The sequence below is a fragment of the Ensifer sp. 22521 genome (assembly GCF_052044795.1).
Taxonomy (GTDB): domain Bacteria; phylum Pseudomonadota; class Alphaproteobacteria; order Rhizobiales; family Rhizobiaceae; genus Ensifer.
In genome coordinates, this window is record NZ_JBQENM010000021.1 from 16,289 (window position 1) to 32,025 (window position 15,737).

The 15,737-nt window shown below is 61.1% G+C and carries 18 protein-coding genes and 1 pseudogene; 14 read left to right on the plus strand and 5 right to left on the minus strand.

Annotated features, from left to right (window positions below; translation table 11 throughout):
- Positions 1-144: 144 nt before the first annotated feature.
- Entirely contained in the window at positions 145-474 is a 330-nt protein-coding gene (locus tag ACTJKE_RS26310; protein ID WP_440638496.1) for a hypothetical protein, read from the plus strand.
- A gap of 92 nt (positions 475-566) precedes the next feature.
- Here ACTJKE_RS26310 and ACTJKE_RS26315 read toward each other — a convergent pair whose 3' ends face one another.
- A complete protein-coding gene (locus ACTJKE_RS26315) occupies positions 567-815 on the minus strand; it encodes a DUF982 domain-containing protein (RefSeq protein ID WP_440638494.1) in 249 nt (82 codons plus the stop codon).
- A 205-nt stretch (positions 816-1,020) separates the two neighbouring features.
- Here ACTJKE_RS26315 and ACTJKE_RS26320 point away from each other — a divergent pair, with 205 nt between their 5' ends.
- Entirely contained in the window at positions 1,021-1,665 is a 645-nt protein-coding gene (locus ACTJKE_RS26320) for a glutathione S-transferase family protein (RefSeq protein WP_197423440.1), read from the plus strand.
- Positions 1,666-1,720: 55 nt separating this feature from the next.
- Here the strand turns inward: ACTJKE_RS26320 and ACTJKE_RS26325 are convergent, their stop codons facing one another.
- Positions 1,721-2,203, minus strand: a complete 483-nt coding sequence (locus ACTJKE_RS26325) for an Lrp/AsnC family transcriptional regulator (RefSeq protein ID WP_440638492.1) — start codon at positions 2,201-2,203, stop codon at positions 1,721-1,723.
- Between the two features lie 32 nt (positions 2,204-2,235).
- The gene (locus tag ACTJKE_RS26330) at positions 2,236-2,841 is read right to left on the minus strand and encodes an amino acid synthesis family protein (protein WP_113399618.1); all 606 of its coding nucleotides are present in this window, start codon (positions 2,839-2,841) and stop codon (positions 2,236-2,238) included.
- Between the two features lie 170 nt (positions 2,842-3,011).
- Here ACTJKE_RS26330 and ACTJKE_RS26335 point away from each other — a divergent pair, with 170 nt between their 5' ends.
- The 10 genes from ACTJKE_RS26335 (at position 3,012) to ACTJKE_RS26380 (ending at position 13,325) form a co-directional block, all read left to right on the plus strand.
- Positions 3,012-4,814: a helix-turn-helix domain-containing protein gene (locus tag ACTJKE_RS26335; protein ID WP_440638490.1), complete on the plus strand. Its 1,803-nt coding sequence runs from the start codon at positions 3,012-3,014 to the stop codon at positions 4,812-4,814.
- Between the two features lie 180 nt (positions 4,815-4,994).
- On the plus strand, positions 4,995-5,990 hold the full coding sequence (locus tag ACTJKE_RS26340; RefSeq protein ID WP_058327217.1) for a flavin reductase: 996 nt from the start codon (positions 4,995-4,997) through the stop codon (positions 5,988-5,990).
- Position 5,991: 1 nt separating this feature from the next.
- A complete protein-coding gene (locus ACTJKE_RS26345; protein WP_058327216.1) occupies positions 5,992-7,506 on the plus strand; it encodes an aldehyde dehydrogenase in 1,515 nt (504 codons plus the stop codon).
- Positions 7,507-7,540: 34 nt separating this feature from the next.
- Positions 7,541-8,617 carry an LLM class flavin-dependent oxidoreductase gene (locus ACTJKE_RS26350; protein ID WP_058327215.1) on the plus strand — a complete coding sequence of 359 codons (1,077 nt, stop codon included), beginning with the start codon at positions 7,541-7,543 and terminating at the stop codon, positions 8,615-8,617.
- Between the two features lie 2 nt (positions 8,618-8,619).
- Positions 8,620-9,429, plus strand: a complete 810-nt coding sequence (locus tag ACTJKE_RS26355; RefSeq protein ID WP_440638487.1) for an alpha/beta fold hydrolase — start codon at positions 8,620-8,622, stop codon at positions 9,427-9,429.
- On the plus strand, positions 9,422-9,811 hold the full coding sequence (locus ACTJKE_RS26360; protein ID WP_058327213.1) for a carboxymuconolactone decarboxylase family protein: 390 nt from the start codon (positions 9,422-9,424) through the stop codon (positions 9,809-9,811). Before ACTJKE_RS26355 ends, ACTJKE_RS26360 begins: the two co-directional genes overlap by 8 nt.
- Before the next feature lie 139 nt (positions 9,812-9,950).
- Positions 9,951-10,781, plus strand: a complete 831-nt coding sequence (locus ACTJKE_RS26365; protein WP_440638485.1) for a transporter substrate-binding domain-containing protein — start codon at positions 9,951-9,953, stop codon at positions 10,779-10,781.
- A 59-nt stretch (positions 10,782-10,840) separates the two neighbouring features.
- Positions 10,841-11,815, plus strand: a complete 975-nt coding sequence (locus ACTJKE_RS26370; RefSeq protein ID WP_057249870.1) for an amino acid ABC transporter permease — start codon at positions 10,841-10,843, stop codon at positions 11,813-11,815.
- Complete coding sequence (locus ACTJKE_RS26375) at positions 11,812-12,555, plus strand: amino acid ABC transporter ATP-binding protein (RefSeq protein ID WP_057249868.1); 744 nt, start codon at positions 11,812-11,814, stop codon at positions 12,553-12,555. Before ACTJKE_RS26370 ends, ACTJKE_RS26375 begins: the two co-directional genes overlap by 4 nt.
- A 239-nt stretch (positions 12,556-12,794) precedes the next feature.
- On the plus strand, positions 12,795-13,325 hold the full coding sequence (locus tag ACTJKE_RS26380) for an isochorismatase family protein (protein WP_245296091.1): 531 nt from the start codon (positions 12,795-12,797) through the stop codon (positions 13,323-13,325).
- Between the two features lie 140 nt (positions 13,326-13,465).
- Here the strand turns inward: ACTJKE_RS26380 and ACTJKE_RS26385 are convergent, their stop codons facing one another.
- Both ACTJKE_RS26385 and ACTJKE_RS26390 read right to left on the minus strand, forming a co-directional pair.
- Positions 13,466-14,692, minus strand: coding sequence for a bifunctional alpha/beta hydrolase/OsmC family protein (locus tag ACTJKE_RS26385; RefSeq protein WP_058327211.1), 1,227 nt, complete (start codon positions 14,690-14,692; stop codon positions 13,466-13,468).
- Positions 14,693-14,734: 42 nt separating this feature from the next.
- Complete coding sequence (locus tag ACTJKE_RS26390; RefSeq protein WP_082663505.1) at positions 14,735-14,839, minus strand: AraC family transcriptional regulator; 105 nt, start codon at positions 14,837-14,839, stop codon at positions 14,735-14,737.
- Between the two features lie 393 nt (positions 14,840-15,232).
- On the opposite strand from ACTJKE_RS26390, the gene ACTJKE_RS26395 reads away from it, so the two are divergent.
- Together ACTJKE_RS26395 and ACTJKE_RS26400 are read left to right on the plus strand one after the other, a co-directional pair.
- A complete protein-coding gene (locus tag ACTJKE_RS26395) occupies positions 15,233-15,403 on the plus strand; it encodes a hypothetical protein (protein WP_192495308.1) in 171 nt (56 codons plus the stop codon).
- Positions 15,404-15,541: 138 nt separating this feature from the next.
- Positions 15,542-15,694 (plus strand): annotated as a pseudogene (locus tag ACTJKE_RS26400) (LysR substrate-binding domain-containing protein); the annotation flags it as partial.
- Positions 15,695-15,737 lie beyond the last annotated feature (43 nt).

Sequence of the window (15,737 nt, forward strand, 5' to 3'; positions counted from 1 at the left end):
TGTGACGAGCAGGTCCCCAAGACCTCGGCCTTCGTTGGCCAAATCGATCGGCCAAGGAGAGGCCACTTGTTTTCTCCGGTCCATACGTTAGCTCATACTGAGTGAACCGGTTGCACCGTGGTATCTGCGTAGCCTGGGTGTCCTATGAGAAGTACTTCAGACGTCATTGCCGAACTGAGCCAGGCCGAACGTGACGTTCACATGCTGACGGAGGGTGAAAAACTTCGCCTCCTCGTCCGGGCCTATGTCGCGGTCCAGGAAGGCTGGAAGATGCTCGGGCAGCCCGATCGACTGAAAGAGTCAGCCGAAACCATGGATATCATTCGGGCCGGGGGGATGCCGGTGCATCTCTACGATGATGAGATGCGGGCAATCCTCCAGGAGGCCGTCAAGGTCATCACGCAGATAGAGGCCGCCATGGAAGCGAAAAACAATCCGATGCCCGCACGTTACAAGTCTACGGAGCAAGAGTAGTAAACGCCCGGCGATACGGCCGAAGACCATAGGTCACGCTGCTCGCCGCCGTCCGTGCGTGGGACGTTCGCGAGACCAAGTTGCCATCGACTTCAGGAAAGAACGTCGTCGTCAGAGACAGGGAACGAAGATTCGATGGCCGCGCCAATGAAGGCTTTCCGCGATTGCCCAGGTTCTTCGCCGCGCTCCAGGGCAGCGGGGCAGCGGTTTCTTGGCCGGTCGTAGAACCATCCGCCCTGCGGCATTTCGCTGAGATACTGCAGGGCATCCTGTGGCCCGTTGATGGTGCGCTCGCCTTTCACACCAACCCTGACGGGGTGATCCCAAATGATCGCTTGCATTGCCGTTGTCTCCGGTTCGGCGCAGAACGCCTAGCCCGGAAATTTGTTCCTGGGTCGGGCAGAGAGTGGCACCAGCCAATTTTGATTGCTTGCGCCCTCAACCCAGTCATGGGCGATGTTTGAGCATTCCGGAAGCTGGCGCTTCTGGCACAATCTTGCGGGGCGGTGACCAAAATGGCACCGTGCACTGCGAGGAAAAATGACGATGGCCGACACACAAGCACTTTACCGCCTCTACGGCGTTCCGAGCTGGGGCTCCATTCTCGTCGAAGCGGCGCTGGTGCAAGCGCGGCTACCCTACACGTTCGAGAATGTCGCGGGGTTCGATGAGCCCGGCCCGGCCCGGGACCGTCTTGTCGCCGTCAACCCGCTCGCACAGGTGCCCGTGCTCATACTTCCCGATGGCACGGTGATGACGGAGAGCGCGGCCATTCTGCTTCATCTTGCGGAGACATACCCAGAAGCCGGACTTGCGCCACCGGTCGGGGACCCGCTTCGTCCTGCCTTTCTTCGTCGCCTGATCTGGCTCGTGACTGCCGTATATGGGACCTTCACCTACGCTGACTACCCCGAGCGTTGGGCACCGAGCGTGCCGGACGAGTTGCGCAGCCGGGTGCTAGGGCGCCGAATGGATCTGTGGCGCCAGTGGGAGGACGAGATCGCACCCGCGCCGTGGGCGCTCGGAGAGCGGTTCTCTGCCCTTGATATCTGGATCGCGGCGATGACGCGCTGGCGACCGGGGCGCGATTGGCTGGCGGCAAACTGCCCGAAGCTGCTCAGTATTGCCCGGCGTGTCGACGCGGATCCTGATCTTCGCGAGCTATGGGCGCGGAACTTCGGCGCGATATAATTAGCAAACCTGTCCCGCCGGGTGCGTATGTCTGCCGCTCCGGCGCCAGTCCCTGCTAGGCCACGTCGGCCATCAGCAAAGACACGGGAAGCACCGCTTCTTCTTTGACGGTCTTGGTGACGATGTAGGTGAGGTAGCGCGCGATGCCGAGTTCCCTATCGAGAAGTGTGTCGATCAGGCGCTGATAGGCGTCGATATTGGCGGCGACAATTTTCAGGATGTAGTCGACGCCGCCGCCGACCGACCAGCAGCAGACGATTTCCGGAATATCGCGGACGGCTCGTTCGAACCGGTCGAAGTCTGCCTGACGGTGGTTGGCGAGCGTCAGCTCGACCATCACGCTTGCAACCGGCGCGACACGCCGCAATGCTACGTGCGCATGGTAGCCGCTGATGATGCCGGCCTTTTCCAGCTTGCGCAGCCGCATCCAGCAGGGCGTGGGCGAAAGGCCCGCCTTTTCGGCGAGTGCGAGTTTGGTGATGCGTCCATCCCGCTGGATTGCATCGAGAATGCGCAGGTCGATCGCATCAAGCTTCATGGCAAACTCCCGCGCAACTCGTTTGTCTGCTCTTATTTAGCCTTGCCGAGCAATGCAGCCTTTTCTGCGTCCATTTCGGCGATGTCCTGGAACCGGTCGGCAATGCGGGCATGGGCACGGCCGCTGTCGGAGGCACCTATGGCGACGATGATTTCGTCCGGCCCCGGGGCGTCGGCGATCTGGAAGTTGGAAGTGAGAAAATGCGATCGTTTGCCGCTCTCGCTCTTGTGCATCATCGGCAGTGACAACAGCGCGCCCGGCGCATTGCGGGTGTTGGCGAATTCCAGGTAGTTGGTGCCGCCGATCGCCTCGCGAAAGGGATTGCCGAAACGCAGCGTGTGGATCATCGCCGAAGCATGTTCGATTTCACCGGCGATGCCGACGGCCGCCGCCTTGCCGCAAGCTTCGATCCGTTCCGGCTCCATTTGGCGCAGCAGTCGGTCCGTCATCTCGCGGCTGAGCTCGCTTGCAATGCGGATAATCTCCGGCCTGAGGTTTTCGACGAAGCCGCGGCCTGCCCAGGGATTCTGGATCACTGCCGCGACCACGACGATATTGACGGGACGCGGCGCCGCCTTGCCGCCCTCCACCAGCGTTTCTTCGAGGAAAGTGCAGATTTTTCGAATGCCGATCGTCATGGGATGCGCCGTTGCTGTTTGTTGGGATTGCTTCGCACCCTAGCCGGATCGTCGGGCGGCGCTTCCTACATTTCGTCGGAAGATGTGCGCTGCGGCTTCGCGGAAGCGGAGTAGACTTTGGCCTTCGCCGCGCGCATGGTTGGTTGATAGATGTCAAGAGGCGAGACGATTTGGATCAGAAGTCCCAGATACTGGCGCTCCGCGACGTCGCCAGTCAGATCAACAGCGGTGGCGATCTTCAGACGGCGCTGCAGCAGCTCATTGCGGCCGCCTGTCGCCATGCGAACTGGTCTCTGGGGTCGATCATGGGCATCGACGCGGCGCATGGTTACGCCCATGTCATCGTGCGCTACGATCCGACACTGATCGAGCGGCAGTTGCCCGACAAATGGGAGCTGGCGACCAGCCCTTCCCTGATCGCGCTGCAGCGAAACGAGCCCGTCTACATCCGTGACGCACGCGAATCCGCCGAGTTTCCAGGATATCGGAAGGAGGCTTTCGAGCGCGACTATCGTACGGTGCTCGTCATGCCGATGAACTGCAGGGATGCTGAGGGCCGACCGATGGTGCTGAGCGTCATTGCTCGCGAGGTCGCCGAGGTGTCGGAAGACGATCTCGCCTTTCTCGGCACGATCATCCACCTCGGTGCCATCGCCGTCGAACGGGAACATCGTCTCGAGGCGGAGAAGCGGTCGGCGCAGCGGCTGGAGCGCGCCCTGGAGGCACATACCTCGCTTCTGGAACATGTGTTGAGCGATGGGTCGGTCGCACCACTTTCGGCCATGGTCGGCACGATGCTGCCGAATCCGACGGTGGTCGTTGATTTCACCGCCAATCAGGTTGTCGCCGGCCGGCCGCCGAACGCACTCTACGACGAGGCCAGTTGGCACGAGGCGGCTTCCACCATTCTTAGCCGGCCGCTGATGAAGGCCGCCCGAGACGCTGTCGAGCGCGGGACGACCGATGCCGTGAACCTCTACCTCGATGACGGCACGCAACGGTTCAAGATAACGGCCCGTGTCGAAGCGCTGATGGTCGACAATCAACTGGTCGGGGCGCTCATCATCTTCCCGACGACGCGCGAGTTCAGCGATCTCGATCTCATGATGCTCGACAGCGCCAAGTTTGCGCTGAGCGTGCAGATGATGCGAAGCTTCATCCGGTTTCGCTTCGAGACCAGGACGCAGACCGAACTCTTCTTCGAGATCGTGGAGGCGCGGTGGCGCAATGCCGGCGATGTTGCCCAGCGCGCCCAGCGGCTCGGCCTGAGTTTTTCCGTGCCTCAGCAGATGATCGTCGTCGATTTTCCGGATAAGACGAAGGCATTTGGCGGCGCTTCCGTCGATGTGGAGCACACGCTGTCGCGTGTCATGCAGCAGGCATCCGTTCAGGCGAACCTGATTGCCGTCGAGGGCGGCGTCGTCTGCCTCGTTCCCCACGATACGGGTAAGCGGCAGGAGCGCACGACAAAGCTCGCCCGCCGTATCGCCGAGGAACTCGGCCGTTACTTCGACGAGGCACCGATCGTCGTCGCCAGCAACCGGTGTGCCGCGCTGTCGGATTATCCGCAGGCCTGGGAACGCTGCGCCCGAATGATCCGCATCGGCCGCTCCTTTGGTCTGACTGGCGCGGTCTCCGCACAGGATTTCGGCCCGCTGCCGATGCTGGTCGCTGCCTGCGAGGCCGGCGACGTGCGCGGTTTCGTGCAGGAGAGTGTTGGGGCGATCGCCGATCACGACCGGGACAACGGAACCCCCTACCTCGAAACGCTGTCGATCTACTTGCAGGAGGGGTGCCGCAGCCAGGCTTGTGCCGACGCGATGGGCCTGCATGTGACGACGCTGCGCTATCGGCTGGCGCGCATCCAGGAGCTGTTTGGCGTGGATGTCGAAACGCCGGAAAAGCGCTTTGCCGTCGAACTCGCGATCCGCCTGCACGGTGTCATCGACAACCGTTCCACCCTCCGCAGCTAGATTTTCCTCGTCCGTCGGGAGCCGTCTTGCGACCACGTCGCCACCCCTTTTCGTGGCCTTCAATCGCCTCCTAGGGTTCGATGCAGAAGTTCTTCGCCCACTCCTGTGAAGCGACGGAAGAACGACCGCCGTGACGGCATTAGCCTCCAATCAACCTGATGGTGAGGAGGCAAGAAGCGCATGGTTGAGACTGCAGCATCGACGGACGTGCCGATTGATCCGATTGCGCTTCGCCGCGCCTTCGGTACGTTCGTGACCGGTGTCACCGTCATCACCACCCGCGACGATGACGGCACGCCGCGTGGAATGACTGCGAACTCCTTCACCTCGGTTTCGCTCGATCCTCCGCTACTTCTGGTCTGCGTTGCGAAGTCGGCTTCGAGCTATCCTGCCTTCACCAATGCAGGGTGTTTTGCGGTCAACATCCTCCATGAAGGACAGGTCGACGTCTCCGGAACCTTTGCCTCAAAATCTCCGGACAAGTTTCAGTCGGTGACCCACGATCACATCCACACGGGCGCGCCGGTCCTGACCGACAGCCTGACCTGGTTCGACTGCACGACTTTCAGCACTGTTGATGCCGGCGATCATGCGATCCTGATCGGCCAAGTTCGGGCCTTTGGTACCAGTCCGACCGCACCGCTCGGCTTTTGCCGCGGCCGCTATGCCAGCGTTAAGGACCCGTTGCCGAATGGCTGGCTCGCGTCGCATGGCATGATCATCGGCTATCTGATCGAAGCGGGTGACGGCCTGCTTCTGCGTTCGGACGGCAAGGGCGGCTGGGTTTTGCCGTCTGCGCGGAGACGCAAGGCGGACAGCCAGCTCGTCATCGACGGTGGCGACGCGCTGCGGCTCGTCCCGGACGAGACCTTCCTCTATTCGGTCTTCGATGTCGCAGACAGCGACCCGGGCTATCTCGTCTATCGCGCCCGACTGGCGGGCGAGGGCGGCGCCGGCACCAGGCTGCCAGCGGATCTGCGCTTCTTCCCGCTCGACGATCTTCCCGACGATGCGATCGCGACGCACGAATTGCGATCCATGTTGCGGCGCTACGTACGCGAGAGGCAGGCGGGCCGCTTCGGCATCTACATGGATTCCGACGACGGCGGCCGTATCGCGATGATCGACGGCGAAGCCCGTACCTGGCTTCAGACCTCCCAAGACCAAGGACAATGATATGAAGACGACGGTCAGTTCCATTGAAGGTTCGCGCCAGCTCCTGTTCATCAACGGACAGTGCGTGGCGCCGAAGAACGGCAATTACATCGCGAGTTTCGACCCGACGACGGGGGAGTGCTGGTATCATCTTGCCGAAGCGGATGCGGACGATGTCGAGGCCGCCGTGGCCGCTGCTAATGCCGCCTTTCGCGATCCGGCCTGGCGCCGCATGACGCAGACCGATCGCGGTGCGCTGATGCGCCGGCTTGCCGAACTCGTTCGCGCCAACGCCGACACGCTCGCGGAAATCGAGACGCGCGACAATGGCAAGCTGCTGAAGGAAACCCGGGCGCAGATGCGCTCCATGCCCGACAGCTACCACTATTTCGCGGGCATGGCCGACAAATTGCAGGGCGAGACGATCCCGATCAATCGTCTCGATACGCTGAACTTCAATTTGCGCGAACCCTTGGGCGTCGTCGGCATGATCACGCCGTGGAATTCGCCGCTGATGCTTCTGACCGGCACGCTGGCGCCTTGCCTCGCAATCGGCAATACGGTCGTCATCAAGCCTTCGGAGCATGCGACCGCCTCGACGCTGGCGCTTGTGGAGCTGATCCACGAGGCGGGCTTTCCCGCCGGCGTCGTCAATGTCGTGACCGGTACCGGCCAGAGTGCCGGCGAGGCGCTGACACGTCATCCCGGAATTGCGAAATACGTCTTCACCGGCAGCACGGCCACGGGCCGGCGCATCGCCGGCAACGCCGCTGAGAACCTTGTCCCTTGCTCGATGGAGCTCGGCGGCAAGTCGCCTCATGTCGTTTTTGGCGATGTCGATATCGAACATGCGGTCAACGGCGTCGTCTCCGGTGTCTTTGCTGCCGCCGGCCAGACCTGTGTCGCAGGCTCGCGCTGTTTTGTGGAAGCGCGCATCTACGATCGCTTCATTGAGGCGCTCGTCGCGAGGACAGAACGCATCCGCGTCGGCCTCCCGACGGCCGACGACACCGACATCGGTCCGCTCGCGCTCGCTGATCAGCTTTCAAAAGTCGAATCCTACGTGGCCTCCGGCATCAAGGAAGGGGCGCGCATCGCCGCCGGCGGCCGGCGGCCGCAGCGGCAAGGGCTTTCGTCGGGGGGCTGGTACTTCGAACCGACCGTGATGGTCGACGCCGAAAACGACATGACCTTCATGCGCGACGAACTCTTCGGCCCGGTGGTCGGCGTCATGCCGTTTCGCGACGAGGAAGAGATGATCCGCCTCGCCAACGACACGCGCTATGGCCTGGCCTCCGGCATCTGGACCAAGGACATCGATCGGGCGCTGCGGTTCGCCAACCGGATCGATGCCGGGACCGTCTGGGTCAACACCTACCGCTCCGCCTCTTTCATGTCCGCCAACGGTGGCTTCAAGGAAAGCGGCTACGGCCGGCGCGGCGGCTTCGAGGTCATGCACGAGTTCTCGCGATTGAAGAACGTCATCGTCGACTACTCCGGCGCGATGCAGGACCCCTTCGTCATCCGCCTGAAATGACAGCAAAAGCACGGGCACAGGAAAGGCAGAAAACATGAAGTTCGCAGTCTCCCTCACGATGGAACGCTTCTCCCCCGATATTCCGATGGAGCAGGTGAAGAGCAACTTGCTGCAACTCGCGCGGCTTGCCGACGAAGGCGGCTTCGAAACGCTGTGGACTGCCGAGCACCACACGCTGGAATGCACGATCTCCCCCAATCCGTTCCAGACACTGGTCTGGCTTGCCCAGCACACGGATCGCATCCGGCTCGGCACCTCCACCCTGGTCGCGCCCTACTGGAACCCGATCCGGCTCGCCGGCGAGTCCGCGCTCTGCGATCACCTGACGAACGGGCGCCTGGAGTTCGGCATCGCGCGCGGCTCCTACCAGTACGAGTTCGACCGCATGGCAGGCGGCATGCCGCAGCAGGAAGGTGTGGCCTACATGAAGGAAATCGTGCCGGCCGTGAAGAAGCTCTGGTCCGGCGACTATGCCCATGAGGGGCAATACTGGAATTTTCCGATCACGGCTGCCGTGCCGAAGCCGCTGCAGCAGCCCCATCCGCCGATCTGGGTGGCGGCGCGCGATCCCGGCACCTTCGACTGGGCGATCGCGAACGGCGCCAGCATCCTGTCGACACCGCTCTCCGCTCCGGAGGCCGAGATCCACGTGCTCTCCGAGAAGTTTCGCAAGGCGGTTGCCGATCATCCCGAGGTACGGCGTCCGCGCTTCATGATGCAGCGACGCACCTGCGTCTACGACCGGCCGGATGGCTGGGAGCGCGCGGTCAAGCACAGCATCGACTACGGCCGCGCCTTCGAAAACCTCATGCAGAACATCGGGACCGTACGCGAGGGGTTCCCCGAAGCGGTGCCCTATGAGGCGGTCAAGGGCAAAGACAATTACAACCCGGAAAACATCCGCAAGAATCTGATGTTCGGTACGCCGGACGAAGCGATCGAGAAGCTGCTGGTCTATGAGGCCGCCGGCGTGGACCAGTACTGCCTGGGTCTGACCTTCAATCTGCCGTTCGAGCTGCAGAAGCGGACGCTGGAATTGTTCGTCAGGGAAATCATGCCCTTCTTCGCCGCCCGTGAGATGGAACAGAAGCGCGTTGCGGTGGGTGGCTGACGATGGCAGGGGCTCAGCGCCATACCATTGGAGAGGTGACGCTCAACTGCCGCATCGAGGGTGACGGCGAGCCGCTCGTCTGTATCCACGGCGTCGGCTCCTATCTCGAGGCATGGTCGGGCGTGGTCGAACGCCTGAAGGATCGGTTCACGATCCTGACATTCGACCTTCGCGGGCATGGCCGGTCCAGCCGGGTCAAGGGGCGGTACGAGATCGATGATTTCGTCAACGAGACGCTGGCTCTCGCCGATGCGGCGGGTTTCCCCACCTTCCACCTTGCGGGCTTTTCGCTGGGCGGGCTGATCGCCCAGCGTCTCGCCCTGACCCATCTGGGTCGTCTGCGCCGGCTGGCGCTCTTGTCGACGGTCGCCGGCCGCACGCCGGCCGAACGTGAGCGGGTTCTCGAACGCCTGGCGGCGCTCAGAGCCGGCACGCCCGCCGATCATCACAACGCCTCACTGTCGCGCTGGCTGACGGAAGACTTCCAGGCGCGCCACCCGGACGTGGTCGAAAGGCTAAGGGCGCGGGACGCCGAAAACGATCCCGACTGCTACGCGGCCGCCTATCGCGTGTTGGCGGAAACGGATTTCGGCGGTTTTCTCGACCAGATCCGCTGCCCGACGCTGATCGCCACCGGCGAGGACGACGCCGGCTCCAACCCACGTATGGCGCGCTACATGCATGAGCGCATTCCCGGTTCGCAGCTTCGCATCCTGCCGGGTCTGCGCCACTCCATCCTCATCGAGGCGCCAGACGTTGTTGCATCGCTGATGGGCGAGTTTTTGTGCCAGGGGGAGACGGTTGATGGATGAGGCTTTGCAGGCAAGGGGAGAGGCTGTCCGGCGCAGGGTGCTCGGCGACGACTATGTCGATCGCGCGGTCGGTAGCAGCGATGCCTTCTCGCGTCCGTTCCAGGATCTGTTGAACGAATATTGCTGGGGCATCGTCTGGACGGACGAGGGCCTCGATCTGAAGAGCCGCAGCCTGCTCAACCTCGGAATGCTCGCGGCGCTCAACCGAATGCATGAGTTCGGCATCCATTTTCGTGGGGCGATCCGCAACGGTCTAACCGATGACGAGCTTCGCGCGGCACTCGTGCAGATCGCGATCTACTGCGGCATTCCCGGGGGTGTCGAAGCCTTCCGTGTCGCGCGGAGCGTCCGCGACGAGATGGCTCAGAAAGGAGAGCGCTGATTTCCACGGTTTCTAGGAAAGGGCCGCGCCGCGCTACCTCGTATCGCTGGAAGACGGAAGGCCGCCTGAGAACAGAAGATCAACCCGATGGCAGGAAGAGGACCCTGTCAAAAACAGAACGACAAAAGGGAACGACAGCATGAACACATTCGCAAAACTCACCGCGGCGGCATCGCTCGCTCTGTCGCTCGCGACCGTTCCGGCTCACGCCGGTGCCGTGCTCGACCACGTGCTCGATGCAAAGACACTGAAGGTAGCGACCGACGCCAACTGGGCGCCGCAGTCCTTCATGAACGAGAAGAACGAGATGGACGGCTTCGACGTCGATGTCGCCAAGGAAATTGCCAAGCGGCTGGGTGTCGGCGTTGAGTTCGTCACGCCCGGTTGGGACATCATCACTGCCGGCAACTGGCAGGGACGCTGGGACATGCATGTCGGCTCGATGACGCCGACCAAGGAACGCGCCAAGGTCTTCGATTTCCCGGCGGTTTACTACTATACCCCGGCTGCCGTGGCCGTTCACAAGGACAGCCCTACGGTCGGTTTGATCGATCTGGACGGCAAGGTTGTCGGCGCCACGGCTACGTCGACCTTCGAAGCCTACGCCAAACAGGATCTGACACTCGATGCCGCCGGCGCGCCTGCCTTCGAATACACGTTCAAGCCGAAGGAAGTGAAATCCTACGCGAACTCGACGACCGCCTTCGACGACCTGCGGCTCGGTGACGGTGTCCGCCTCGATGCGGTCGTGTCGTCGCTGCCCAGCATCCGCGACGCGATCAAGGCCGGTTATCCGATCAAGCAGGTTGGCGACCCGGTCTTCTACGAGCCGCTCGCTGTCGCCGTCGAACACGGTGACAAGGAACTGAGCGACAAGATCGCCGAAGTGATCAAGGCGATGCAGGGCGATGGCACGCTGAGCAAGCTCTCGGAAAAGTGGTACGGCGTCGACTACACCATCGTGAAGTAAGGCAGCCCATATCTGGCGGTCCGGGAGACCGGACCGTCCTTTGTCCAAAGGGACCAAAGATGCTTTATCCGGATACTGTTGAGTCCGAAATACTTGTCCACAAGCCGTGGTTCGTGGCCAGTATTTTCGCCACCGTCCTCATTGCCTTTACGGCTTTCGGCCTGACCGGCACGACGATGGGCGAACTGATGCGCCCGGTGATCGGCGAGCCGCTCGAAAGCGGGTTCTACGGTCGTTTTGCGACCGCATTCGTCGTGGCAGTGCTCTTCTGCCTCAACATCGTCCTGATCGGTTTTGCGAGCCTCAGGGTCCAGATCGCCGTCGTCTGGCTGGAGTTGCTAGCGCTGTTCCTCGCCTTCTTCCAGACCTTCAATCTCAGCCTGCCATTTATCGAGGAGAAGTTGCCGTTCCTCATCACGCAGGGGCTAGTGACGACGGTCTACGTTTCAGCGATCTCGATTGTGATTGCATCGGCGATCGCCATCCTCGGCGCTGTGGCCAAGCTCTCGAGCAACGGCTTCGCCTATGCGATTGCCAGCTTCTACACGTCATTCTTTCGCGGCCTTCCGCTCTTGATGCAGGTTTATCTGATCTATCTCGGCCTGCCGCAGCTCGGCTTCATCATCGACGCGGTGCCGGCCGGCATTCTGGCACTTTCGCTCTGCTACGGCGCATACATGACGGAGATCTTCCGCTCCGGCATCCAGAGTATCGACCGCGGCCAGTGGGAGGCATCGCGCTCCATCGGTTTCGGCTTCGGGCTGACGATGCGCAAGGTCATTCTGCCACAGGCGCTGCCGGTCATCATCCCGCCGACCGGCAACCAGTTCATCTCGATGCTAAAGGATAGCTCGCTGGTCTCCGTCATCGGTGTCTGGGAACTGATGTTTCTCGCCCGCACACTGGGCCAGAAGACTTTCCAGCACATGGAAATGCTCATATCCGCCGCCATGCTCTACTGGACCCTGTCCATCGCTCTCGAGTTGATCCAGTCCCGCATCGAACGTCACTATGCCAGGAGCAAGGTCAGATGAGTGCCGAGACCATCATCGACGCCAGAAACGTTTCCAAATGGTACGGCGCCTTCCAGGTGCTGACGGATATCAACCTGACCGTTCGCAAAGGCGAGCGCATCGTCATTTGCGGCCCGTCCGGCTCCGGCAAGTCGACGTTGATCCGTTGTTTCAACCGCCTGGAGGCGCACCAGGAAGGTGAGATCGTCGTCAACGGCATCAACCTGCATGCCAAGATGCGCAATGTCTCGGACGTGCGGCGCAATGTCGGAATGGTGTTCCAGCATTTCAATCTGTTTCCGCACATGACCGTCCTGATGAACTGCATGGTGGGGCCGATGTGGATCAACGGCGTATCGGAAGCGGAGGCGAGGGCAAGAGCGCTTACATTCCTGGAGCGGGTACGAATTCCGGAACAGGCCAATAAGTTCCCCATCCAGCTTTCTGGAGGCCAACAGCAGCGCGTGGCGATCGCTCGATCGCTCTGTATGCAGCCGGCAGTGATGCTGTTTGACGAACCGACATCCGCGCTCGATCCGGAGATGGTGTCCGAGGTCCTGGACACCATGACCAGCCTGGCGAAGGACGGCATGACGATGGTCTGCGTCACGCACGAGATGGGGTTTGCGCGGGCGGTCGCCGACCGTGTGATCTTCATGAACTCCGGACAGATAGTTGAGGAAGCAAACCCGGACGAATTTTTCACCAATCCGAGGCACGAGCGGACGAAGCTGTTCCTCAGCCAGATACTGAAGCACTAGCACGGTATCTCGTCGTCTTCAGGCTTCAAGATTGCCTTTGGGGTCGCCTGGAGCATGGAAGACTCGATCAACGTGTTGTCGGATGCTGTAGCGCTAACCGGATCGCTCGCCGCATTGATTGACACGATAAGCCCCGTCGGCGTTGAGTGAGGCGAGGGCCGTTCGGTGATTTGCGAATTCGGCCACCTGGTTACTTCGAAGCGAGCGGGCGGGAAAGCGGGAGGACAGCAGTGTCATATATGGATGACTTGGACGTCGCCGATGCGGCTTTGTTGATCATGCACTATCAGGCCGACGTCTTTTCGATCCTGGCAAACGATGTTCCAACGGATCTCCTCGATCGCACCAATTCACTGATTGCGCGGTGGCGTGAAACTGAGAACCCGACGATCTTCGCGAATTTCGCGATCGACTATGAGACACCCTGTGAAAACAATATGTTGATCAGCAACATCATGAAGACAGGTTACTTTCGTGACCCGGCGCCCGTAACTGGGCTCGATGTAGCCGAAAGCGACTGGCGATACGCATGTCCGCGCGCCAACGTGTTTCATGGCACCACTTTGCACCAAGACCTGCAGGCAAAAGGCATCAAGACGCTGGTCATGGCTGGGATAGCGACCAGCGGCGTCCTCTTTTCCAGCGTCGGGTGGTCAAGCGATGCAGATTATAAAATCTACATCGTCCGTGACTGCTGTTTTGATCCCGACACGGTTGCGCACGACGCACTTTTCCGGACGAGCTTCGCCACACGGGCTACCATTGTTTAGATCGCCGCTGATTTCACCTCCGCCCGATCAGCCTCTAACGCAAACGATGTCCATGCTTGGCGTGGTTCTTGCCTCGTAGGCCGAGGACCCCCGTACCTTGCGCGGCGTTCGGTACCGGTCCGATGAGCGAGACCGCGGGGCTATCTCACGGCCGTCTTTATCTTGGCTATCCCTTCCAGCGTTCGATGGACGGGGCATTTGTCGGCAATTTCGACGATTTTGGCGCGAACCTCATCCGACACCTCGCTGTCGACTGATATGACCCGCTCGAACCGGTCGATCTTTCCGCCATCGGCGCTTTCGGATGCAGCGCATTCTTCGCAATCCCTCGCGTGGATCTTGGAATGCGAGACTTCCACCTTGATGCGCCCCAGCGCCAGCTTCTTGTGGTCGGCGTAAAGACGCAGCGTCATCGAGGTGCAAGCCGCGAGTCCGATCGAGAGAAAGTCATAGGGCGATGGACCGGAATCCAGCCCGCCTGCACTTTGTGGCTCATCGGCAAAAAGGCGATGGCTGCCGGCCTGGACCGAGTTCTGAAATTTGCCTTCTCCCGTTTCCATTACGCGAACCTGTTCCATCGGTCTCGCGCCGTGTGGCGGATCAGCCACGAGATAGCGGCCCAGCCATTCCGCAATGATCCGGGCGGCGAAGGCGGCGTCGGCAGGATCGGTTAGCAGATGGTCGGCCTTGTCCAGCGAGACAAAGCTTTTGGGGTGTTTTGCCGCGTGGAAGATGTCGCTCGCATTCTCGATACCGACCGTTTGATCCAGCGGGGCATGAAGAATGAGAAGGGGCTTTTTCAGCGTCGCCGCAGCATCCAGGACGCGATGCGCGCGGGCGTCTTCGACGAATTGTTTTCTGATCAGGAACTTGCGCCCGGCAAGATCTACCTCGGCGGCACCGCTATCCTCGATGTCCTTGAGGCTCGTCCCGAAGTTCTTCAGGACATGGCCGACATCGGCCGGCGCCCCGATCGTCGCCACCGCGCGGACCTCTGGAATGTCTCTGGCGACGGCGAGAACTGCGGCGCCGCCGAGGGAATGGCCGATTAACAGTGACGGTGCCTCGAAGTGTCGGCGCAGATAGTCTGCAGCCGAAAGCAGGTCGGCAACGTTGGAGGAGAAATTGGTTGAGGCGAATTCACCTTCGCTCGATCCCAAACCTGTAAAATCAAAGCGGAGGACCGCGATCCCTTCACGCGCAAGTTCGGCCGCGATGTGACGCGCCGCTGCCAGATCCTTGGAGCAGGTGAAGCAGTGGACGAAAATCGCGTAGGCCCGCACGGGACCGTTGGGAAGATCGAGACGAGCGCCGAGGGTTGCACCGGAATGTCCAGCAAATTCAAGTCGTTGAGTGTTGAAATTCATGGCGATGCTCCTTTGGGGAGAACAAGCATTTGCCTCTAATCTTCAATGGCATCGCATACGACGCCACTTCGCCGGACTTATTTCGACGGTCTGGCTGAAAGCCCTGGTAAAATGAGCCTGGTCGGAAAACCCTAGGACAAGTGCGATCTGAGCAACAGACTATTCGGTGCTCATCAGGTATTCCTTCGCCTTCGAAATGCGCCTCTGCATCAGCCACTGATGCGCCGACATGTCGGTGGATTGGCGAAACGCGCTGCTGAGGCAGGACCGCGACAGACCCGTAGGCTGACGATCTTCGCGCCATCGAAGGCCGGTCCGAAAGGGCTACGGCGTTGGAATGCTGCGGTTCTATGGCGCCCAGCCATGCTCCTGCCTCCCGCGTCTCGATAACCAGGACGAGCCTGCGTTCATGTCTTATTGACGCGAAATCAGGAGCCTAGGTCAAGAAGGCGAGCTTGAGGGCGTATCAATGACGCCGTGCCCGCTATATGCATGGGCATGCGGGCAGTGCTGAGTGGGCTTGTTCAGGATGGGATCAGGATGGACGACAACAAAATCATCAAGTTTGAACGACCGAAGCCAAAGAAGGAGGCCAAGCCGGTCAGTCCAACGCAGCGAAAGGCGTTGATTTGGCTGGCACTGGTAGCCGCGTTGATCGGGGTTTGGTCATACTACCAGTTTGTCGCGCCGCCGAGCTTGCCTGGGCACTAGGGCCGATTTGTCTTTGACTCCGGCGATGCCTGGATTAGCGTTGTTTTCCCGATCGACCTGCGCTCCACGGCGTGCTGATTCTGGCGCTTTCCCTTGAGAGGAACGGCAGCGGAGGATGCCGCAACCTGGGCGGCCAGCGTGGAAGCGACCGGTCTTTTCCAAAAATCCTCGCCGCTTTTCGATAGCAATCTGCTCGCGATAGAGGCGGCCGCCAATGGACAAGGCGTGGTGGTCGTGCCGCAGTTTTCGGTCGAGGCAGACATTGCCAACGGTACACTCGTTGCCCCGCTCGCTTCGGATGTCATGCAGCCGGGCGGATGGTATCTCGTGCATC